Raw genomic sequence first — 22,202 nt, 5'->3', positions numbered from 1 at the left:
GCATTATGTAAATTCGGGGTATGATAGCAACTACGCGGGAACCGAGCATTAAATTCCAATCCATCAAGGACTTCTATGGACGCACTGGCACTGATAATGACAATGGCCGCCTATTTATTAGGTTCGGTTTCCAGTGCGGTTTTGATCTGTCGACTCTTAAAACTGCCAGACCCACGCAGTGTGGGATCTAACAATCCTGGAGCAACGAACGTATTGCGTATTGGCGGACGAGGAGCCGCTGTTTCAGTCTTGTTGTGCGATATGCTCAAAGGCACTATCCCCGTGTGGGGCGGATACTTTCTTGGTATCGACCCTATCATTCTTGGCGTCATCGCCATTGCTGCCTGTCTTGGCCACATGTACCCCATCTTTTTCCACTTTAAAGGCGGAAAAGGTGTCGCAACCGCGCTTGGCGCTATCGCTCCGATTGGTTTGGACTTAACTGGATTGGTAATGTTAACTTGGCTGTCAGTAGCCGCGCTATTCCGCTATTCATCCTTAGCGGCTCTCGTCACGGTTTTGGTCACTCCGTTTTATACTTGGATGTTTAAACCGCAATACACGTTACCTGTTGCTATGCTGTGCTGCTTAATCGTATTTAAGCATCATCAAAATATTCGGCGGCTTTTATCTGGCGACGAGCCAAAAATCGGCGAGAAAAAACTGACACAAAAAAACTCGGCTTAATGCCGAGCTTTTCGTTTAAAGAAGGATGCATTGGTTACGCATGAACTCGATTCAGGAAGTTCAACAACATCTGGTTGACGAACTCAGGTTGTTCTAAACAACTGATATGTCCCGCTTGGGGAATCTCCACCAACTCACTGCCTGTGATACAGTCTTTCATTAAATAAGATTCAAAAACTGGACGTGGTTTATCTTCACAGCCCACTGCAATTAACGTCGGCAGAGCAAATTTTTCCGAATCCTCAATCACATCCCGGCGACCAAACACCATACGCCCTATGCGAGCGACTTCCACCGCACGCTCACCGTTCAGCTCTTCTAAACTGCGTTTGAATGAAGCGACAAGTTCAGGGTTATCCTGATTGACGTTGTTGGCAAAGAACAGCGGCACAACGGCTTCAATAATTGGCGCAGGCACTGCTTGGACTTGGCTGATGGTATCAAGCATTGCAAAATACTTCTTATACGTAACTTCTGGCTCCCAGCCAATGAAGGTATCCATCAATACCAGTGACTTAACACGTTGCGGCGCTTGAGCCGTTAGCTCTGCTCCCCACATGCCGCCAACAGATAAGCCCACTATCGAGAACTCTTCGATATCTAAATGATCCATCAATGCCAACATATGTTGTGCATAGTCGGCCAATGACTGTGTCGATGCAGGTGCAGCGTCCGATTCACCATGTGCCCAAAGATCTGGCACAATACAACGGAATGACTGGCTTAAAACCTCAACTTGCGGCGCCCACATTTGGCTATCCCAAAGGTAACTATGACCAAATAGAAGCACAGGGCCCTCACCTTTATCTAGATAAGCAAGTTGCTGACCTTCAATTTCAAACTTATTCATTGTTATATCCATTTCTTATTCTTCCACGTCATCCTAACATTGAAACAATAGCGAACTGATCGCATCAGTCAGAATGTAAAACGAGGCGGTTCATTGAATAATTAAAAATAAAGGCCTCTGAGGAGCAGAGACCTTTATTACACAGAACCGGTTTCAAACTTACCGCATAAATTTGATTAAGCGACAGGTGTTAGTTGATCAATTGGCCAACGTGGACGAGCCTCTACTGACATATCAGCCACTTCGCCATTCTTCAAGCGCTGCATGCCTGCGTAAGCGATCATCGCACCGTTATCTGTACAGAACTCAGTACGTGGGTAGTAAACTTCGCCACCAACTTTCTTCGCTAACTTCTCTAACTCAGCTCGCAAACGACGGTTAGCACTCACACCACCAGCAATAACAATACGTTTCATGCCTGTTTGCTCAAGCGCGCGCTTACATTTAATAGCCAACGTAGCACACACAGCTTCTTCAAATGCTAATGCGATGTCCGCGCGAGTTTGCTCGTCATCACCGTTTGCAGCAATCGTGTTAGCCGTAAAGGTTTTTAGACCAGAGAAACTCATGTCCAAACCTGGCACATTCGTCATTGGACGCGGGAACTTAAAGCGGCCCGGTGTACCTTTTTCCGCCAGTTTAGATAATAGTGGACCGCCTGGGTAATCCAAACCCATTAGCTTCGCTGTTTTATCAAACGCTTCGCCCGCCGCATCATCAATCGACTCACCTAGAATTTTGTACTCACCGATGCCTCTCACCTCCACCATCATAGAGTGACCGCCCGATACTAATACCGCCACAAACGGGAACGGTGGAGGGTTATCTTCCAACATTGGGGCCAATAGGTGACCTTCCATATGATGAACAGGTACCGCTGGCACTCCCCAAGCATAAGCAATACTGCGACCGATAGTCGCACCCACTAATAGCGCCCCAACAAGACCAGGCCCCGCGGTATACGCGACACCATCGATGTCTTTTGAAGTTAAGTTCGCTTCTTTTAGTGCCTCTTTAATAAGAGGAATGGTTTTCTTTACGTGGTCACGTGAAGCCAACTCAGGCACCACACCGCCGTAATCTGCGTGCAGTTTTACTTGGCTATATAGCTTGTGTGACAAGAGACCATTTTCATCGTCATAAATTGCGATGCCAGTCTCGTCACAAGAGGTTTCAATACCAATAATGCGCATGGTTTTCTCAGTATGCTTTCTGTATAGAGGAAATTTGGGCGTCATATTACCTCGCCTTGGTGCTGCAAACAAATTTTGTACAGACAATAATCGACAAAAGGCTTTACAAAGTAGTTGTGATCGGATTAAAATTCCGCACCATTTTTGATCAAGCTGGTAAGAGACCTAACAATTGTGATTTGGTCTGTTGAATACCAGCGTTAACGAATAACCCCTGAGGTGAAAGGCATATGCCAGTAGTTAAAGTACGTGAAAACGAACCGTTCGACGTTGCTCTACGTCGTTTTAAGCGCTCTTGCGAAAAAGCAGGTATCCTTTCTGAAGTGCGTCGTCGTGAGCACTACGAAAAACCAACTACAGTTCGCAAACGCGCTAAAGCAGCAGCTCAAAAGCGTCACGCTAAGAAGCTAGCTCGCGAAAACGCTCGTCGCGTTCGCCTGTACTAATAACTGAGCTCCAAAAGGAATTTAGTTATGGCTCTGATTGATCAACTCAAAGAAGAGCAAAAATTAGCGATGAAAGCCAAGGACAAATTGCGCCTTGGTACTATTCGTTTAGCCCTATCAGCAATCAAGCAACGTGAAGTTGACGAACAGATTACTCTGAACGATGACGACATTCTTGCAGTATTGACCAAGATGGTTAAACAACGTCGCGATTCTGTAGCGCAGTTTGAAGCAGCGGGTCGTCAAGATCTTGCTGATGCGGAACAAGCAGAAATTACCGTTCTTGAGGACTTTATGCCTCAACCACTGACAGACGAAGAAGTAGCGGCTCTCATCGAGAACGCGATTGCTGAATCTGGCGCAGCTGGCATGCAAGACATGGGCAAAGTAATGGGCGTTCTGAAACCGCAAATTCAAGGGCGTGCAGATATGGGTAAAGTAAGCGGTTTAGTTCGCGCTAAATTGGCTTAAGGTACCCCACCCAATTGCAGCAAGCCGTGCTATCCTTTGGAGCGCACGGCTTGTTTGTATCTGGATGGATGGAATGAAATCAATGGGCAATACGCTCATTCTTTTAAGGCATTCACTCCACTCATCATCTTCTTTTTTTGTTAGGTTTTATGGCTGGACACATCCCTCGCAGTTTTATCGATGACCTTCTAGCTCGACTTGATATTGTCGATATCATCGACGCACGTGTGAAACTTAAGAAAAAAGGCAAAAACTACGGCGCATGCTGCCCTTTCCACAACGAAAAGACACCCTCATTCAGTGTCAGTCAAGAAAAGCAGTTCTACCATTGTTTTGGTTGTGGCGCGCACGGAAATGCCATCGATTTTTTGATGGAATTCGACCGACTAGAATTCGTCGAAGCCATTGAAGAACTCGCTTCATACTTGGGTTTAGATGTTCCTCGAGAACAACGTGGCGGCGGTAATGGTTCGTTTCAGTCAGGCCCACAAGCAAGCAGCAGTGAAAAACGTAACCTATACGACTTAATGGGCAGCATTGCTCAATTTTATCGTAACCAACTCAAACAGCCAGCAAGTAAGGTGGCGATTGAGTATCTAAAAGATCGTGGCCTGTCTGGTGAAATCGTCCAGAAGTTTGGCATCGGCTATGTGGCTGATGAATGGGATTTAGTTCGTAAGAACTTTGGCCAGAATAAAGAAAACCAAGACATGCTCGTCACAGGCGGCATGTTGATTGAAAACGATAAAGGCAACCGCTACGACCGATTCCGTGGTCGAGTGATGTTTCCTATTCGAGACAGACGCGGCCGAGTAATAGGCTTTGGTGGTCGAGTATTAGGTGATGGGACACCAAAATATCTCAACTCACCCGAAACCCCGATATTTCATAAAGGTAAAGAGTTGTATGGCCTTTATGAAGTACTACAAGCGTATCGTGAGCCACCACAAATTTTAGTGGTTGAAGGCTATATGGATGTTGTCGCGCTTGCTCAATATGGCGTAGATTATTCCGTTGCCTCATTAGGAACCTCGACAACGGGCGATCACTTGCAGGTGTTATTCAGGCAAACAAGCACCGTCGTGTGTTGTTATGACGGTGACCGCGCAGGCCGTGAAGCCGCGTGGCGTGCCATGGAAAATGCATTGCCTTACCTAACGGATGGTCGCCAGTTAAAATTCATGTTTTTGCCGGATGGAGAAGATCCCGACTCTTATATCCGACAAAACGGAAAACAAGCATTTGAGCAGCAAGTGTCTAATGCGATGCCCTTGTCTGAATTCATGTTCAGCTCATTGACTCAGCAGGTCGACATGAGCACGAAAGAAGGCATGGCAAAACTGAGTACTCTTGCGGTTCCTCTCATTGATAAAGTCCCTGGCGGCACTTTAAGACTATACTTGAGAGAATTGCTTGGCCGCCGTTTGGGTTTGGTTGATGAACGCCAACTACAGCAGCTAATTTCAAAACAAGGTAAAGAGGATAAAAGGCCTCAACCTCATAAAGAAATCAAGCGAACGCCGATGCGAGAAGTGATCGCGTTACTGATTCAAAACCCACAATACGTAAGTATGGTGCCAGATCTAACTAGCGTTAGAGATTTGCCCATTCCTGGTCTAAGTTTATTTGTTGATGTACTTGATAAATGCCAAGCGCATCCCCATATCAACACAGGCCAATTATTAGAGCATTGGCGAAACAGCCAAAATGAGACCCTTCTGTCTCGTCTCGCGAGTTGGGACATTCCACTCGATGAGGACAACCAAGAAGAAATCTTTTTAGACTCACTGGATAAAATTATTGCCCAGTGCGTAGAAAAACAAATTGAAAACCTGCAGGCCAAAGCAAGAAGTGTCGGTTTATCAGCCGAAGAGAAAAGGGAGCTGCTAGCACTTATGCTAGATTTAAAAGCGTAACCCTGTTTAATTAGTCAGCAACGATTTAATTTGTTATAGTAAGTGGTTTGCATTTCGCATACTGATTCCTTCACCAGATTACGAAGTTGGATACCGTCTATGGATCACAATCCGCAGTCACAGCTAAAGTCACTTGTTATTAAAGGCAAGGAACAAGGCTATCTGACCTACGCCGAAGTAAATGACCACCTACCTGCTGAAATCGTAGATTCAGAACAGGTAGAAGACATCATTCAGATGATCAACGACATGGGCATTAAGGTAGTAGAAACTGCTCCTGATGCTGATGATTTAGCACTGAACGATGACACAAATATTACCGATGAAGATGCAGCCGAAGCTGCAGCCGCTGCACTTTCTAGCGTAGAGAGTGAGATTGGTCGTACAACAGACCCAGTACGTATGTACATGCGTGAGATGGGTACTGTCGAACTTCTAACTCGCGAAGGCGAAATCGACATCGCAAAACGTATTGAAGAAGGTATTAACCAAGTTCAATCGTCTGTTGCTGAATACCCAGGCACAATTCCGTACATTCTTGAGCAATTTGACAAAGTTCAAGCTGAAGAACTACGTCTTACAGACCTAATTTCAGGTTTTGTAGATCCAGATGCTGACGACACCGCTGCACCAACGGCAACACACATCGGTTCTGAACTGACTGAATCTCAGTTAGAAGAAGAAGACGATGAAGACGTTGATGACGACGAAGATAGCGATGACGATTCAGATGATTCTGAAGAAGATGTAGGTATCGATCCAGAATTAGCGCTAGAGAAATTCAACCAACTACGCAGCACCTATCAAAATCTTCAATTAGCAATCAACGAGTACGGCTATAACAGCCCGAAAGCAACCGTTGCTAATGAAATGATGCTAGACGTATTCCGCGAGTTTCGTCTAACGCCTAAACAGTTTGATCACCTAGTGAATGAACTGCGTACTGCTATGGATCGCGTTCGTACACAAGAGCGTCTGATCATGAAGTCAGTGGTTGAATACGGCAAAATGCCGAAGAAATCATTCATCGCGCTGTTCACTGGTAATGAATCAAGTGAAGCTTGGCTGGATGAAGTTCTTGCTTCAGACAAGCCATACGCTGAAAAGATCAAACGTAACGAAGAAGAAATCCGTCGTTCAATCGCTAAGCTAAAAATGATTGAAGAAGAGACTTCTCTAAACGTACAGAACATTAAAGACATCAGCCGTCGTATGTCTATCGGTGAAGCAAAAGCTCGCCGTGCGAAGAAAGAGATGGTTGAAGCGAACTTGCGTCTTGTAATTTCTATCGCGAAGAAATACACCAACCGTGGCCTACAGTTCTTGGATCTGATCCAGGAAGGTAACATCGGTCTGATGAAAGCGGTAGATAAGTTCGAATATCGTCGTGGTTACAAGTTCTCGACTTACGCAACGTGGTGGATCCGTCAGGCAATCACTCGTTCAATCGCGGACCAAGCACGTACGATTCGTATTCCGGTACACATGATCGAAACGATCAACAAGCTAAACCGTATCTCTCGTCAAATGTTGCAAGAGATGGGTCGCGAGCCACTACCGGAAGAACTGGCAGAGCGCATGCAAATGCCAGAAGACAAGATTCGTAAAGTTCTAAAAATCGCTAAAGAGCCTATCTCAATGGAGACACCAATCGGTGACGACGAAGATTCGCATCTAGGTGATTTTATCGAAGATACAACGCTAGAACTTCCGCTAGATTCTGCAACTGCAACTAGCCTTAAGGTGGCAACAAAAGACGTGCTTGCAGGTCTAACGCCACGTGAAGCGAAAGTACTTCGTATGCGCTTTGGTATCGACATGAACACTGACCATACTCTAGAAGAAGTTGGTAAGCAGTTCGACGTTACTCGTGAGCGTATCCGTCAGATCGAAGCAAAAGCACTACGTAAACTTCGCCACCCAAGCCGCTCAGAGACTCTGCGCAGCTTCCTAGACGAATAATCGCAGCGCATACAAGCTTTTAGAAATCAAAAAAGGTGACTTTAGGTCACCTTTTTTATTATCTACTGTTCTAAGTGGATAAAAACTAAGCGCAATTGCCCTAGTTGGTATCTAGACACCTTGCAACGCTTCCCCTATAATCGTTGTCCTATTAAGGCCCCTTAGCTCAGTGGTTAGAGCAGTCGACTCATAATCGATTGGTCCGCAGTTCAAGTCTGCGAGGGGCCACCATATTCCGAAAGGCGTAGCAGGTTAATACCTACTACGCTTTTTTTGTATCTTATATCTTTGGGTACAGTTGCGGTAACTCGTCACTAACCTCGTAATAGCTTTTCCTCTTCCCCTCTTCTTTAACTATTATCTGGCTCTCTATACGAGCAATAGAAACAAAATGTCTGCTCGTGATTTAAACCATTGACCCTCAGACAACTTCTGATAGGATGGACATACAAACGTATGGACGTCTAAAACAAAAAATGGAGCTACAATGAAAAGTATTGGTCACTTAAAGAAACTAGCTTTGATTCTCACGGCAGTAGTCGGCTTAAGCGCTTGTGGAGAAAAAGATGACTCTGTCATTAAAGTGGGCGCGACAGTTGGACCACATGCACAAGTAGTCGAGGCGGTAGCGAAGGAGGCAGCAAAGCAAGGTTTGAATGTCGAAGTCATTGAGTTTTCTGACTACGTGACACCTAATGCCGCTCTTAGCGATGGTAGCATCGATATTAATAGCTATCAGCACCAGCCATTTTTAGACAACTTCAACAGTAGCCATAACGCCCAATTAGTATCAATTGGTCAGTCCATTCTTATGCGTATGGGGCTTTATTCCAATAAGTATCGCTCACTGCAAGAGCTTCCAAACAATGCACGTATAGCGCTTCCAAATGACCCTACCAACGGTGGTCGTGGTCTGTTGCTACTCGCCGATGCAGGTTTAATTGAGCTGAAACAGGGTGTTGGCCATAAAGCCGCCCTAACTGATATCACAAAAAACGCAAAATCATTTGAATTTGTCGAGGTAGATGCCGCTCAGCTACCAAGAACATTAGATGATGTGGACGCGGCTGCGATTACAATGAACTACGTAATGTCTTCTGGTTTAGATCCGAAGAAACAAAGTATCTATCTTGAAGCAAAAGACGCCCCATTAGCAGTCATGGTCATCGCCACTCGTGACGCAGACAAAAATAATGAAGCGTATAAAAAGTTCGTTTCTATTTACCAATCTCAAGCAATTCGTGATTACCTCGATCGTACGTTCAAAGGCACAATAGAAGCAGCTTTTTAATCAATAAAGCAACGAATACTTTGCTCACTAATCAGATAGGAAAGAGGCTAATGTTTCCTCATAGCCTCTTCTTTTCATTACTCACTAAATCGACTCATTGTCGACTTTCAGCCTCTAACTTCATAGCCAAATAAGCTTGGTCAGCAGAAACCAATTCAGGACGGTTAATCAACTTCCAGAGGAAGTATGGTGGGATTAAAAATACGATGAAGTAGAGAGATTCATGGAAGAAAACATCGGCTATCGTTTGCTGATGCTCCCAAAGTGCTGTCAGTGCGAAGAGCTCTAACATCACGCCTAATACGCCAAAGACGACAGAGACAACGATCGCTAAACCCAGTAGTTCTCTAATAAAGTGCTTGTATGCCATGATACTAATTCCTTCTAGCAATAAGTCATACTAACTTACGCTCATAAGAAAGAAGCCAGCTTGACTATCATCAAACTCCCCTCATCACAGTTAAGAACTTAGTTTTATAAAAAAGGACTTGTATATAGCACCATTGAAGATTGACCTGTCTATCACAATACAATGACATCATTTCTCGACTTTGAGACTAGCCTTTTACATTTATCAGCAGTGTAAACAAGAGGTCATAATGAAAAAATATACCTATCCTTTACTTGCTATCTCAGGTGGTCTTTTATTGACGGGCTGCGGTAGCGACGACTCTTCATCCGATACAGAAGCAGCCACTTTTTCTCTCAGCGTTTCCGATGCTCCTGTCGACGATGCCAACAAAGTCGTTTTAGCGTTTCAAGATGTTGTCCTTGTACCATTTGACCCTGAAACTGGCGAGCAAACTGGAGAACACATTCTGTTAGATGCTAGTGACAATGGAGCACTACACCAAGTTGATCTAATGGAATATCAGGGAAGCAACGCTAAAACGATCATTCACGAACAGGACATCGCTCCTGGTGATTATGCTATGTGTGTGTACGCTAAAGACGGCAAACAATTAAACGATACAACACTGTCATACGTAGAGAAGACAGACGGCAACATCAAAGGCTTAGTTGTACCTAGCCGAGGCAGCTGTTTTGGTTTTAAACCAGATATGAGCGATCAAGGTCGCTTAAAGTTTTCGCAAAAAGGTCAGTATGTAAAAGTTCATACTGGTCATAATAGCTATGTTGTCGAGTTTGACTTACGCAAAGGTCTGGCGGATCCAACAGGCAAAGATTACATGAACATGAACTCTAATGCGGTAAGCTTAGTAAACGCATCAGAATCAGGTCATATTAGTGGTGAAGTCAGTGAAATTCAGTATCAAGCGTGTGAAGCAGACAGTGCAGCATCAAATGCAATAAATGACGTTCCTGCCGTTCACTCTGTTTACCTATATGCAGGTTCAATGGATCGCTCAACCATGGGCGATATGGGTGCGACAGATCCACTCAACGCGCCAGTTGCGGTAGCTAACGTGAATGAATCGCAAGACGAAGAAGGTAATACAACCTACAGCTACGAGTTTGGTTACATCGGCCCGGGTACTTACAGCATTGGCTACACATGTACTGCGTATATTGATACGCCAGACGCTCATGAAACTTCAGAAGACGGTTTCTTGATTTACCAGCACTACACGCCAGTTGATGTTGTCGAGGCAGAACTGACAACTCAGGACATTAATCCAATTCTTTAAGTCACCATATTAAAAAAGCCGCTCGTACTGAGCGGCTTTTTACTTAGTCAGAAAGGTAATATTGAACCGTCGATACCACTCGTACTTTCTTAATGTAAGGCGTGTTGCTGTCTCGGTCATAAATCGAGAACTGCCCTTGAGTTGCACGTTTGATCTTACCCAGTGAACTCTGTGAGTCTTTCGCAAATTTCTCAGCCACTTCACGCGCATTCTTAGTCGCTTCTTCGATCATGTCTGGCTTCACATCATTCAGCTTAGTAAAGCTATACTCAACACGATTTGCATAAGGATCTTGGTTAAGCAAAACGCCTTGTTTTCCTAGCTCACCTATTTCATTGATTGCCGCTCGAACAACATCAACACTCTGGCTGTAAACCGTAACGGTTCGCGAGGCCAAATAACGATACTCAATGTCTTGCTCGCTCCCATATTGCTGTGCTTTTCTGTCAATGACCGCTGGGGAAGAAAGGGAAACGCTGGTTTCAGGAAGCCCTTTGGCACTTAGAAAGTCCAAAATCAAACGGGTTTGCTGGTCAATTTCATCAAACATGGCTCCCATATCATTACTCGCTAGAGTAAATTGAATCGGCCAAATCACCGTATCAGCAGGATACTCACGCTCCGACAAACCTTTTACTGTCACGACTCTTTCATAGGCTCGGTATTTCACCGCCGTCTGCTGCATAAAATAGCCAAGGATGCCAAGACCAAGTATCAAACTTAGCCCAATCCAAAGTGCTGCTTTATTGGAAACTCGTTCCATTATTTCCCCCTGATAAATATCAACTTAGCTTAATCTTTGTTCTAGATAAGATAGCCTATCTATTGTTTTAAGAGGGAGACATAACGCGAGTTTTGATTCATAGCACAGTGATATACCGTTTTCTTTAGTCAATAAAGCTTCATTGGTTTGTCACCAAAGGCTCATGCTTTTGCCTCTTAACTGTCATCTGTAATTTCTACTATCCAATCAGCAACTTGTACGCTGAGGTAAATATGGATAGTTCAACCCCTTTTCGTCTCCCTCGTAAAACGCCGTTTGGCATTGGTGAAAACGTTGCTGAATGGGCAACCGGTTTAAACCAGCTTGATAAGTTCTACGCTCAACGCCCCGTTAATGCCGATACCAAAACTTTTCTCCGCTTCACGTTGGATATTTTAGGTATCGATTATCGCATTGCTCATGGTTCACTCGACTCAGTGCCTAAACAAGGTGCTACCGTCATTGTGGCGAACCACCCGCTTGGTTGTGTGGAAGGCGTCATCTTGGCCGAACTCTTGTTGATGGTACGAGACGATATCCAAATTCTAGCCAATCAATACCTGAAAACCGTACCAGAGTTAGATCAGCTCTTCATTGGTGTCGATGTGTTTGAAGGCAAAGACGCCGTCAAATCAAATATGAAGGCCCTCAGAGCGGCTAATAAACACCTCGCAAGTGGCGGCTTATTGCTTGTCTTTCCTGCCGGTGAGGTTTCCCAGTTAGTCGATGCCAAACAGCAACGCTTGGAAGACAAAGCGTGGAGTCGAAGCGTAAGTAGCCTAATTCGCAAAAACAAAGCAACGACAGTTCCAGTATTCATCAGTGGCCAGAACTCGAAACGCTTCTATATGGCAGGGAAAATCCATCCACTTTTGCGTACCCTACTGCTTGGTCGAGAGTTGCTAAACAAACATGCGCAAACCATCGATTTATCTTTTGGCCAAGTGATCAAATTCAAAGAGATCAACACACTTAACGATGATCAAGTGGTGAACTATTTGCGGCTCAACACTTACTTGCTCAATCGTGAAACCCATTCAGTGAAGCCTTCTTCTTCATCAGAAATGCTCTCTCCAATAGCGGCAGGGTTACCCGTAGGCGAATTGCTTGAAGAGCTGAACAACTTACCAAAAGAGTCCAAGCTGCTAACAAGTGGTGAGTTCGATGTTTACTGCACGGAGTCGCAGAGTATCCCTTCCCTACTGCATGAAATTGGTCGCCTACGTGAGCTCAATTTCCGACAAGTTGGCGAAGGGACTGGACTAGCAATAGACATTGACCATTTCGATCATGATTACCTGCATCTGTTTGTGTGGGACAGAGAGAACCAATGCTTGGTGGGCGCGTATCGTTTAGGTCTGGTTGATCAACTGATTGAAAAGCGCGGCGTAGCAGGTCTGTATTCACGAACGTTGTTTAACTATGACCAACGCTTTATCGACCAAATGGGTAAATCCATTGAGATGGGGCGCTCTGTGATTGCACATCAATATCAAAAGAGCATGAGCGCGCTACTGCTACTGTGGAAAGGCATCGCAACGTTCGTTCATCAAAACCCAGATTACACTCACCTATTTGGTCCGGTAAGCATTAGCAACGATTATAGCGATACTGCACGTCAATTACTGGCTCAATCAATGACACTGCACCACTACGACAACAATTGCGCAGAGTACGTCACACCTTCTAACCCACTTCCTGAGCACCACCGTGACTGGAACACCAGCATGCTCACTGCTCTGGGTGATTTACAGCTATTGTCACGTGTCATTGCCAGAATCGATGAAGGGAAAGGAGTGCCCGTTTTGCTGCGTCAGTACTTAAGCCTCAATGGCAAGCTGGTATGCTTCAACGTCGACCCTGCATTCAATAACGCTCTAGATGGATTGATTATGGTGGATTTGCGCGATGTTCAAGAAAAGACGTTGGCAAGGTATATGGGACGCGAGCAAGCTCATGACTACCTCGTCTATCATACTAATAGCAACGATGATTAAGAACAGTGATTAAGTAGAGAGTTGGGAATCACAAGAAGAACCGTGTGGCGACTCTCTTTATTTACCCTTTCATCAACTAATTAGGCGTGCTCCGTGAAGTGCGCCGAAAAGGCTCTTATAGATACAATCTATCGAAAGATCTAGATAGCATTTATCTCACCAATTCCGTCACAAACTTTCACAAAAAACAAAAACAGATCCAGATCACACTTTAAATCCACCACAACTCAACACAAAACGTGACATTGATCATTACAAGTATTTAATTCGAATTTCAAAAAAAATCAAAAGTGATCAAAGTCACAAAGTATTTTGATTTTAAATTTGTCAGAAGATCGGATTGATCACTAAGATTTTTATTGACAGATTTAAAAGTGGCTTTTTGTTATTAAGTTACAAGTTAATAAGTTGAACTTGGTCACTTAAAAACCGTTTCTCAGCCTAAGAAATGCGGGCGTAGATCACGAAAAACCCGTTGTCAGTTCCAATTGGAAAATGTGTGGTAAATTGATTGGGTACTAAGCAATCAAACAAACGGTTTTGGCGAACCGTTTACTACAACAAGATTCATCAGAACATCGAACGGGGAATTGTTATGATATCACCAGATGCCAAGATCAAGATACAAAATTTTGGTCGTTTTCTGTCAAACATGGTAATGCCAAACATCGGCGCGTTTATCGCGTGGGGCTTTATCACTGCTCTATTTATCCCAACGGGATGGCTACCAAACGAAACATTAGCCTCTATGGTTGGCCCAATGATTACCTACTTGCTGCCACTACTTATCGGTTACACCGGTGGTAAATTAGTTGGTGGCGATCGTGGTGCGGTAGTCGGTGCAATCACAACAATGGGTGTGATTGTAGGCACAGACATCCCAATGTTTATGGGCGCAATGATGGTCGGCCCAATGGGCGGCTGGGCTATCAAGAAATTCGATAACTACATCGATGGTAAAGTAAAAAGTGGCTTCGAGATGTTGGTTAACAACTTCTCTGCGGGCATCATCGGCATGCTATGTGCGATCCTTGCCTTCATCTTTATCGGTCCATTCGTAAAAATTCTTTCTGGTGGCTTGGCGGCAGGCGTTAACTTCCTAGTTTCTGCTCACCTACTACCACTGACTTCAATCTTCGTTGAGCCTGCGAAGATCCTTTTCCTAAACAATGCGATCAACCACGGTATTTTCTCTCCACTGGGTATCCAGCAAGCGTCTGAAACAGGTCAATCGATCTTCTTCCTAATCGAAGCAAACCCAGGTCCTGGTCTTGGTATCCTGCTAGCTTACATGGTGTTTGGTAAAGGTACGGCTCGTCAAACGGCAGGTGGTGCATCAATCATCCACTTCTTCGGCGGTATCCACGAGATTTACTTCCCATACATCCTAATGAACCCTCGCCTAATCCTTGCGGCTATCGCAGGTGGTATGACTGGCGTATTCGTACTAACTATCTTTAACGCAGGTATCGTTTCTCCAGCATCACCAGGTTCAATCTTTGCAATCTTGTTGATGACTCAGAAAGGCTCAATCGTTGGTGTTCTAGCGTCTATCGCAGCAGCAACAGGCGTGTCATTCGCCGTAGCAGCACTGCTAATGAAGACTCAAACGTCAACAGAAGAAGACGGTGATGAAGCAGCACTAGAAAAAGCAACATCACAAATGAAAGACATGAAATCTGCATCTAAAAACGATGCGGTGGTAAACAGCCAAAGCAAAGGTGACGTAGACCTAGCGACAGTACAAAGCATCATTGTCGCTTGTGATGCGGGCATGGGCTCGAGTGCAATGGGCGCGAGCATGCTACGCAAAAAGGTTCAAGACGCAGGTCTGAACATCCACGTAACCAACCTTGCCATTAACAGCTTACCAGAGAGTGCAGATATCGTGATTACTCATAAAGACTTAACGGATCGTGCACGTAAGCATGCTCCAAACGCACACCACATTTCATTGACTAACTTCCTAGATAGCGAGATGTACAACCAGCTAGTCACCAAACTACTAGCAGCGCAAAACCAATCCGCAGCCAATGACGACCAAATGGTAAAAGTTTCGCTCGTGGCAGCAAACGACGACAACTTCGAGCCACAGCAAACGTCGGTGTTCCAAATCCAGCGTGAAAACATTCACCTAGGTTTGAAAGCTGCCAACAAAGAAGAAGCGATTCGCTTCGCGGGCAACAAGTTGGTCGAACTTGGCTACGCAGAACCAGAATACGTAGACGCGATGTTTGAGCGTGAAGCATTGGTTCCAACTTACCTAGGCGAATCTATCGCAGTGCCTCACGGTACGGTGGAAGCGAAAGACCGCGTGAAGAAAACCGGCATTGTAATCTGCCAATACCCATCGGGTATCCAATTTACTGAAGACGACGACGATGTTGCGAAACTGGTTATCGGCATTGCCGCTAAGAACGATGAGCACATCCAGGTGATTACCACCATTACGAACGCGCTCGATGAGCCGGAGGCAATTGAGAAGCTAACCAGCACCAACGATGTGGAAGAGATTCTAAACATCCTTGGCGGTCAACAAGCGGCTTAATTACCCCTTTAATTTGCTCCTGAGGCAAATGAGGTCAGCTGTCACCCCCTATGCGGTTGGCCTCCCCCTAGTTTCGTAAGTCAACATTTTAGACATTGGTAGGTAAGAATTATGAAAAACGCAGTTCATTTTGGCGCAGGTAACATTGGTCGTGGCTTCATCGGTAAACTATTAGCAGACGCAGAAGTCGAGGTGACATTCGCAGACGTTGACGCTCCACTCGTCGACCAACTGAGTCACAAGCAAGAATACAAAGTAAAAGTGGTCGGTACTGAGTGCCAAATCGACACAGTAACTCACGTCACCGCGGTTAACTCAGCCAGTGAAGATGTCATTGACCGCATTGTAAAAACCGACTTGGTAACAACAGCGGTTGGCCCTAACGTACTGGACATCATTGCAAAAACCATCGCTACCGGCATTGCTAAACGCTTTGCAGCAGGTAACGATAAACCATTGAACATCATAGCGTGTGAAAACATGGTTCGTGGCACCACACACCTAAAAGGTGAAGTGTATAAACACTTGGATGAATCATTGCACGCGAAAGCAGACGAGTTGGTTGGCTTTGTCGATTCAGCGGTAGACCGTATCGTACCACCAGCAGAAGCGGCGAACGATGACCCACTAGAAGTCACTGTAGAGAGTTTTAGCGAATGGATTGTGGATGAGCAGCAATTCAAGGGCGAAATCCCTGACATAGCTGGCATGGAAAGAACCAACAACCTAATGGCATTCGTAGAACGCAAGCTATTCACTCTCAATACAGGCCATTGCATTACCGCTTACCTAGGTTGCTTGAAAGGCCATCGTACCATTCGTGAAGCAATTGAAGACCCAAGCATTCACGCTGAAGTAAAACAGGCGATGCAAGAGAGTGGTGAAGTGCTGATCAAACGTTACGGCTTCGACCGTGACATGCACAACGCCTACATCGAGAAGATTTTAGGACGCTTTGCCAACCCATACTTAGTGGATGAGGTGGATCGCGTAGGTCGTCAACCAATTCGAAAATTGGGTGCAAACGATAGATTAGTGAAGCCTTTACTCGGTACAATTGAGTATGGCACTGAAAATCAAACACTTTTGAAAGGCATTGCCGCTGCGTTGAAGTACACTAACGACACTGACCCACAAGCCGTAGAGCTACAAAACTCATTAAAAGAAGTGGGTGTGAAGAAGACGCTAGCGACATACACAGGTCTTGCAGAAGACAGTGCTGAAGTGGCTCAAATCGAGACACTTTACAACCAACTTTGATTTACCTAGGGGAGCTCGGCTCCCCTTCTATGTCCTTCTCTGCTTGAAGAGTTGGGATAGCTAATAATTAGAAATGTATTCAGTATATGGCAGATAACATCAACGAAACCGAGATCATTGAGCGATTAAACAGCGCACCATCGGTACGAGGCTTTTTCATTGCAGCAGTCGACGTTTTTAACGATTCGATCGACGGGTTGGTGCAAAGAATCTTTCGTAAAGATAACTTCGCTGTTCAATCGGTTGTCGGTCCGCTGCTACAAGACTCTGGACCGCTGGGCGATCTGTCTGTTCGTTTGAAGTTATTGTTTGGCTTGGGAGTGCTCCCCGATGACATTTACCACGACATCGAAGACATCATCAAACTCAAAAACCAACTCAATAGTGACGCTTCAGATTACGAATTCACTGACCCGAATATTCTAGAACCAATTAAGAAACTGCACTTGGTGAAGAAAATGGGCATGGTACAACTGGAAGTCAGCGAACCAGATGACGACATCGACCTTGAGTTTTATCAGCTACAACTGCAACGTCAACAACAAATCATTAAGTCAGGGCTCTCACTTGCCATTGTCGAGATTTGCAATGAGCTCGGCAAAGACAGCCCTTTTTAATCGAAAAACTGGCAAGGAAGCCTCCTCAACTCGCCCCTCTTTTTGCACATTCTTCTATACAACGTGCGTGAAAGCCATCACAGTCCATATTCCGATGTCTCTGTAACATCAGACCAATCTATCGCTAGTATTGAAACGGTATCGCATGCTTTCAATCGAAGACACTAAAACTAAGTGGGAGTTTTTCCAGAAACACCACTGGGTATCTCCAGAATTTTCCCGCACTCCCGTCCTCGAGTCGTGGGAGCGTTGCATAAAGCAATGCAGCCCTTACACCTGGTCAAAACCACATATTGCCTCTGGATTTACCTTCTCATCTCTAATGAAGCGCAACGAACATCTCATCGAATGCGCCACGACCGTACTTGAAGACACTTACGACATGCTAGGGGACGAAGACCTGGTATTGATGGTAACCGATGGCAACGGCTGTATTCTCTCCACCGTCGGGCACGACTCTATGCGACAAGAGATGCAAACGCTCGGCATAAAACAAGGCTGTTTTCTCTCCGAAGGAAAGATAGGCACAAATGCAGTCAATCTCTGTATCAATACTCATATCCCGTGTGAAGTTTTTGCCGCCGAACATTTCAATCGCCACTTGCACTCTTATGCCTCTGTAGCGGCGCCTGTTTTTGACCAATTTGGCAAATTACGCGGTACAACATGCCTTTTCAGAAAAGCGGAAAGCTATAAGAAAGAAGACTTAGTCATCATCGCGTCGAGCGCGAAAGAAGTCAGCTTGCAAATCCACATTCAGTCGGAACAAGAGAACATGAACCGCCTCACTTGTGCGCATAACGCAACGTTAGAGTGCATGGATGACGGCCTTCTAGCGTGGGATGAAGAAAATCGCATCACCATGGTAAATCACCAGTCCGAGCGTTTGTTAAACATTGAAGCCAGTCAGGTCTTGGATAAAGAAGTCTTTTCTGTTTTGCGCTTCCCACCGAATGTCCTTACTAGTATTGAGTCAGGTGCGAGCATAAACCGTAAACTCACAACGGTAGAGGTTCGTGGCGAGTTTGTTGAGGCGATCATCACCTTGCGTCCACTCAACGACGGCACACACTTATTGTTCTTGCACCCTATCGATAAAATTCGCGAACTTGCTCAACAACAAATAGGTGGCAGTGCGCGCTATACGTTCAGCACTTTGCCCGTCATTTCACGAAAAATGAAGCATGTCATTACCGTGGCAAAACGGGCCATAAAGTCCAAATCACCGATTCTAATTACGGGTGAAGAAGGTGTAGGAAAAGCCACTCTCGCCATGGCGATTCATAACGAAAGCACCTACAAAGAAGGGCCGTTCATTACGCTCAACTGCCGCTCCATCAATACAGAGCAACTGGTCAAAGAAACTCTGGGGTATGACGAAGGGCAAGGCATGCCTTCAAAGTTTGAGCTCGCCCATGGCGGTACGCTCTTTTTAGAAAAGGTGGAATATCTGTCGCCCGATTTACAAGCCGTGCTACTTAAGTTGTTAAAAACTGGGCTCGTCAGCCGCAGCGACAGTTTGCGATTGATCCCCGTAGACTTTCAACTTATCACGAGCACCGCTTCAGAGATCAGCGAGTATGTCACTCAGCGCTCATTTGGTCGGCAACTTTATTATGAAATCTCCTCGAACGAGCTGCACATTCCACCACTACGAAAGCGTAAAGAAGACATTGAATTTCTCGTCCAGCAGCTTATCAGCCATTACGAACGCCGCCACAATGTGACTATCTCGATAGAGCCAGTCGCACTGGAAGCGTTGATGAATTTTCGTTGGTCAGGCAATAACTCCGAATTAAGAAACCGAACTGAGCGAATTTTGCTTAATCGCAGTTCGAACTTAATCAAGCTGAACGATATTCCTGAAGACATTAAACTGAATTCTCGCCATACCGCAGAAAATACGCCAGTAATCACGTTAGAAGAAGCCGAGAGAAGAGCTATCGTTCAAGCTTGGAATCAGTGTGATGGCAAAATGCATGATATGGCGAAAGCATTGCAAATTGGCCGCACGACCTTATGGAGAAAAATTAATAAGTTTGGGCTGCAGGAGCAAATGAAGCTGTATTAAGTCGTGAATTGGCGTTCCTAGAACAAAAGTAAAACCGGCGTAAGCACGCCGGTACAGATGTACTAACGATAAGGTATCGATTAAACATCGACAGACAACTGACGAATCTGCGCTTTTAGTCCCGGGAGCATACTCGAACTGGCGCTGAATTTTCGCAACCCCACGCAAAGCAATGTTTCTGTGGCATTTGGATCGCCAGCCATCTCACCACACATACTAACCGGTATGCCCGCGCGATCGCCTGCTGCACACGTGAGCTCAATGGCTTTTAGTACCGATGGTTCAAAGTAGTTCACCAATTCAGCAACAGCGGCGTTACCTCGATCGGCGGCCATAACATATTGAGTCAAATCATTGGTGCCGATAGAGAAAAAGTCGACTTCTTGGGCTAACGCATCAGCATTTAACACCGCGGCTGGTACCTCAATCATAATACCAACGGGCAAATGAGTCGCATCCAAGCCGAGTTGGTTTGCTTGATGCGCCAACAGCACTTTTACTTTTCTCACTTCTTCAACCTGAGCCACCATCGGTATCATCAATTGAATATTCGGTTGCTCGTGAAAGGCTCTCAGAATGGCTCGAAGTTGAGCGGTAAACAATGACTCATGTTGAAGGCACAACCGCACCCCTCTCAAACCTAAAAATGGATTATCTTCTGCTGGCATAGGATAAGCGGCTAAAGGCTTATCACCGCCAACATCTAGACTACGAATCGTAAGTGGCTTATCACCAAGTGCGGCTGCAATATCACGATACACTTGGTATTGCGCTTCCTCAGTCGGCAACTCATCACTGTTTTGAAATAGAAACTCAGTCCGAAATAGACCAACGCCCTCAGCTCCTGATGTTAGTGCATCATCAATATCTTTCGGTCCACCAATATTGGCGAGTACTGGAATATGGACACCATCACAGGTGACTGCGGCTTGCTGAGCACTCGCTAATGCACGTTGTCGGATGCTTTGCCACTCAATTTGCTGAGCTTCTAATTCCTGCTGTACGGCATCTGAAGGAGAGAACCATAAATGCCCTCGGAAGCCATCAATAGTCACCACTTGACCAGCACGCACAGCATCAAGGCAGCCCTGAGCTTTAACGATGGCAGGAATCCCCATCGCACGAGCAAGAATCGCACTGTGAGAGGTTTTCCCTCCCTCACTCAAACAGATACCAAGCACTTTCGATTTATCAAGCCCGGCCACATCAGAAGGCATCAGGTCGCGGGCCAACAAAATACTCGGTTCCTGAATGTCGATGGCATTAGGCGTTACGCCTGTCATTTCGACCATAACTTGGCGTGCGATATCATGTACATCTGCTTCGCGTTCCCGCATGTACTGACTTTCTGCCTGGCGAAACTCTTCGGCCAACGTTTGCAGTGATTCTACCCAAGCTTGCTCGGCTATCATGCCCGTTTGAATTCGCGACTCGACCGATGCCCATAATTCTGGGTCACTGAGCATCATGCTATGAGCAGCAAATATTTCCCCTTTCGGCTGCTTCGCTTGCTCCTGCAAATGTTGAACAACCACGCCTATCGCACGCTTAACCCGTTCAATTTCATCTTGTTCACTTTGGAAATCACGTTCAGGCACTGCTGGCATTTCATGAGTAAAAAGGACAGCAGGAGCAGTAGCGATACCGTCATTGACTCGAATACCAACAACAGCACCTTCAATCTGATTTGAGGCCATGCCATCGAGCAGAGTATCTGAACTTTCTTCAGGTTCGATAATGCCTTGCTCAACCGCCTCTTTTTCTCCGAAGTGCTCATAAGCTAAGGCTTCAAATGCCTTGATTGCTTCACTGGATTGAGAGCCGAGTGCGCACAGCGTGATCGTCTCTTGGCTACGAACGCCAAGTTTCGCAATGCTGTTTAAGCTTTTCGCGTTCACACGGCGCTCGCCTTTTTTCAACCATAATTGGCAGTCAAAAGGCGCGAGTGCACCAACAATGGCCGCAGCGGGACGAGCATGTAATCCATGCGGATTTTGCACTACCCAATCAAATGTCCATTCTTGCTCAAAGTTCTCTGATACTGGCGCTATCTCAGCGGATGTTAGTGGCTGATCACCAAGGTGCTCTTGTTTTACGCTTAACGCATTCTGTGCCTCTTCGACTACCGTCGATAAAGGCAGTCCGGCGGCGGCAGCCACCGACGCCGCCATGGTTCCTTCAACAATAGGTGCCGAGATAAGGGTGACATTTTCCCTCACATGATCATCAATCAGGTCCAGAGCCATTTCCGTGCTAAGCAACGCGCTGCCAAGATCCATCAACACAACAACCCCTTGTTGACCTTGTACCTGCTCAATCGCTTCCATCACGGCAATGGCATCGGTTCCGATCGGGTTCTCTGGATCATCAATCCCAGCAGCAATCGCAAGCTTGGCTTTGCCTTGCGTCATTTGGGTGGCAAGTTCGGCCACCCCTTCTGCAAGGCGACGACTATGAGATACAACTACAATTCCCACCATC

General features: G+C 45.6%; 17 protein-coding genes and 1 tRNA gene. 13 read left to right on the top strand and 5 right to left on the bottom strand.

What is annotated here, in order from left to right:
- The first annotated feature begins 75 nt into the window (after positions 1-75).
- On the top strand, positions 76-687 hold the full coding sequence (plsY, locus tag R7E42_RS20105; protein ID WP_005379857.1) for a glycerol-3-phosphate 1-O-acyltransferase PlsY: 612 nt from the start codon (positions 76-78) through the stop codon (positions 685-687).
- Positions 688-721: 34 nt separating this feature from the next.
- Here plsY and R7E42_RS20100 read toward each other — a convergent pair whose 3' ends face one another.
- Both R7E42_RS20100 and tsaD read right to left on the bottom strand, forming a co-directional pair.
- Complete coding sequence (locus tag R7E42_RS20100; RefSeq protein ID WP_017635973.1) at positions 722-1,537, bottom strand: alpha/beta fold hydrolase; 816 nt, start codon at positions 1,535-1,537, stop codon at positions 722-724.
- A 176-nt stretch (positions 1,538-1,713) separates the two neighbouring features.
- The gene (tsaD, locus tag R7E42_RS20095; protein WP_005379854.1) at positions 1,714-2,730 is read right to left on the bottom strand and encodes a tRNA (adenosine(37)-N6)-threonylcarbamoyltransferase complex transferase subunit TsaD; all 1,017 of its coding nucleotides are present in this window, start codon (positions 2,728-2,730) and stop codon (positions 1,714-1,716) included.
- 230 nt (positions 2,731-2,960) lie between these two features.
- Between tsaD and rpsU the strand changes: the two genes are divergently transcribed.
- From rpsU to R7E42_RS20065, 6 genes are all read left to right on the top strand, one after another.
- Positions 2,961-3,176, top strand: coding sequence for a 30S ribosomal protein S21 (gene rpsU, locus R7E42_RS20090; protein ID WP_001145625.1), 216 nt, complete (start codon positions 2,961-2,963; stop codon positions 3,174-3,176).
- Between the two features lie 27 nt (positions 3,177-3,203).
- Positions 3,204-3,647 (top strand): GatB/YqeY domain-containing protein, encoded by a 444-nt coding sequence (locus R7E42_RS20085; protein WP_005379720.1) that lies wholly within the window; start codon positions 3,204-3,206, stop codon positions 3,645-3,647.
- A 149-nt stretch (positions 3,648-3,796) separates the two neighbouring features.
- Positions 3,797-5,563: a DNA primase gene (gene dnaG, locus R7E42_RS20080; protein WP_054576656.1), complete on the top strand. Its 1,767-nt coding sequence runs from the start codon at positions 3,797-3,799 to the stop codon at positions 5,561-5,563.
- Positions 5,564-5,662: 99 nt separating this feature from the next.
- Positions 5,663-7,525, top strand: a complete 1,863-nt coding sequence (gene rpoD, locus R7E42_RS20075) for an RNA polymerase sigma factor RpoD (RefSeq protein ID WP_005395986.1) — start codon at positions 5,663-5,665, stop codon at positions 7,523-7,525.
- Positions 7,526-7,680: 155 nt separating this feature from the next.
- Positions 7,681-7,756 (top strand) — tRNA-Ile (locus R7E42_RS20070).
- Between the two features lie 256 nt (positions 7,757-8,012).
- Entirely contained in the window at positions 8,013-8,816 is an 804-nt protein-coding gene (locus R7E42_RS20065; RefSeq protein WP_017633488.1) for a MetQ/NlpA family ABC transporter substrate-binding protein, read from the top strand.
- A 94-nt stretch (positions 8,817-8,910) separates the two neighbouring features.
- Here the strand turns inward: R7E42_RS20065 and R7E42_RS20060 are convergent, their stop codons facing one another.
- On the bottom strand, positions 8,911-9,186 hold the full coding sequence (locus R7E42_RS20060; protein ID WP_005383040.1) for a hypothetical protein: 276 nt from the start codon (positions 9,184-9,186) through the stop codon (positions 8,911-8,913).
- A gap of 229 nt (positions 9,187-9,415) precedes the next feature.
- Between R7E42_RS20060 and R7E42_RS20055 the strand changes: the two genes are divergently transcribed.
- Complete coding sequence (locus tag R7E42_RS20055) at positions 9,416-10,465, top strand: DUF4382 domain-containing protein (RefSeq protein ID WP_213964155.1); 1,050 nt, start codon at positions 9,416-9,418, stop codon at positions 10,463-10,465.
- Between the two features lie 43 nt (positions 10,466-10,508).
- On the opposite strand, the gene R7E42_RS20050 is transcribed toward R7E42_RS20055, so the two are convergent.
- Complete coding sequence (locus R7E42_RS20050; protein ID WP_005379714.1) at positions 10,509-11,228, bottom strand: SIMPL domain-containing protein; 720 nt, start codon at positions 11,226-11,228, stop codon at positions 10,509-10,511.
- Between the two features lie 233 nt (positions 11,229-11,461).
- Between R7E42_RS20050 and R7E42_RS20045 the strand changes: the two genes are divergently transcribed.
- The 5 genes from R7E42_RS20045 (at position 11,462) to dhaR (ending at position 19,721) form a co-directional block, all read left to right on the top strand.
- Positions 11,462-13,225: a lysophospholipid acyltransferase family protein gene (locus R7E42_RS20045; RefSeq protein ID WP_017820256.1), complete on the top strand. Its 1,764-nt coding sequence runs from the start codon at positions 11,462-11,464 to the stop codon at positions 13,223-13,225.
- Between the two features lie 595 nt (positions 13,226-13,820).
- A complete protein-coding gene (locus R7E42_RS20040) occupies positions 13,821-15,773 on the top strand; it encodes a PTS mannitol transporter subunit IICBA (RefSeq protein ID WP_005379710.1) in 1,953 nt (650 codons plus the stop codon).
- Positions 15,774-15,884: 111 nt separating this feature from the next.
- Positions 15,885-17,033: a mannitol-1-phosphate 5-dehydrogenase gene (locus R7E42_RS20035; RefSeq protein ID WP_062730758.1), complete on the top strand. Its 1,149-nt coding sequence runs from the start codon at positions 15,885-15,887 to the stop codon at positions 17,031-17,033.
- Between the two features lie 86 nt (positions 17,034-17,119).
- Complete coding sequence (locus R7E42_RS20030; protein WP_005379708.1) at positions 17,120-17,650, top strand: MltR family transcriptional regulator; 531 nt, start codon at positions 17,120-17,122, stop codon at positions 17,648-17,650.
- A gap of 145 nt (positions 17,651-17,795) precedes the next feature.
- Positions 17,796-19,721: a dihydroxyacetone kinase operon transcriptional regulator DhaR gene (gene dhaR / locus R7E42_RS20025; RefSeq protein WP_158159547.1), complete on the top strand. Its 1,926-nt coding sequence runs from the start codon at positions 17,796-17,798 to the stop codon at positions 19,719-19,721.
- 80 nt (positions 19,722-19,801) lie between these two features.
- On the opposite strand, the gene ptsP is transcribed toward dhaR, so the two are convergent.
- Positions 19,802-22,201, bottom strand: a complete 2,400-nt coding sequence (gene ptsP, locus R7E42_RS20020; protein WP_318072943.1) for a phosphoenolpyruvate--protein phosphotransferase — start codon at positions 22,199-22,201, stop codon at positions 19,802-19,804.
- Position 22,202 lies beyond the last annotated feature (1 nt).

The sequence above is a fragment of the Vibrio sp. Vb1337 genome (assembly GCF_033338715.1).
In the GTDB taxonomy this organism is placed as follows: Bacteria; Pseudomonadota; Gammaproteobacteria; order Enterobacterales; family Vibrionaceae; genus Vibrio; species Vibrio alginolyticus.
Note: the sequence above shows the minus strand (reverse complement) of the source record. Positions and strands in the feature narration are given on the sequence as shown.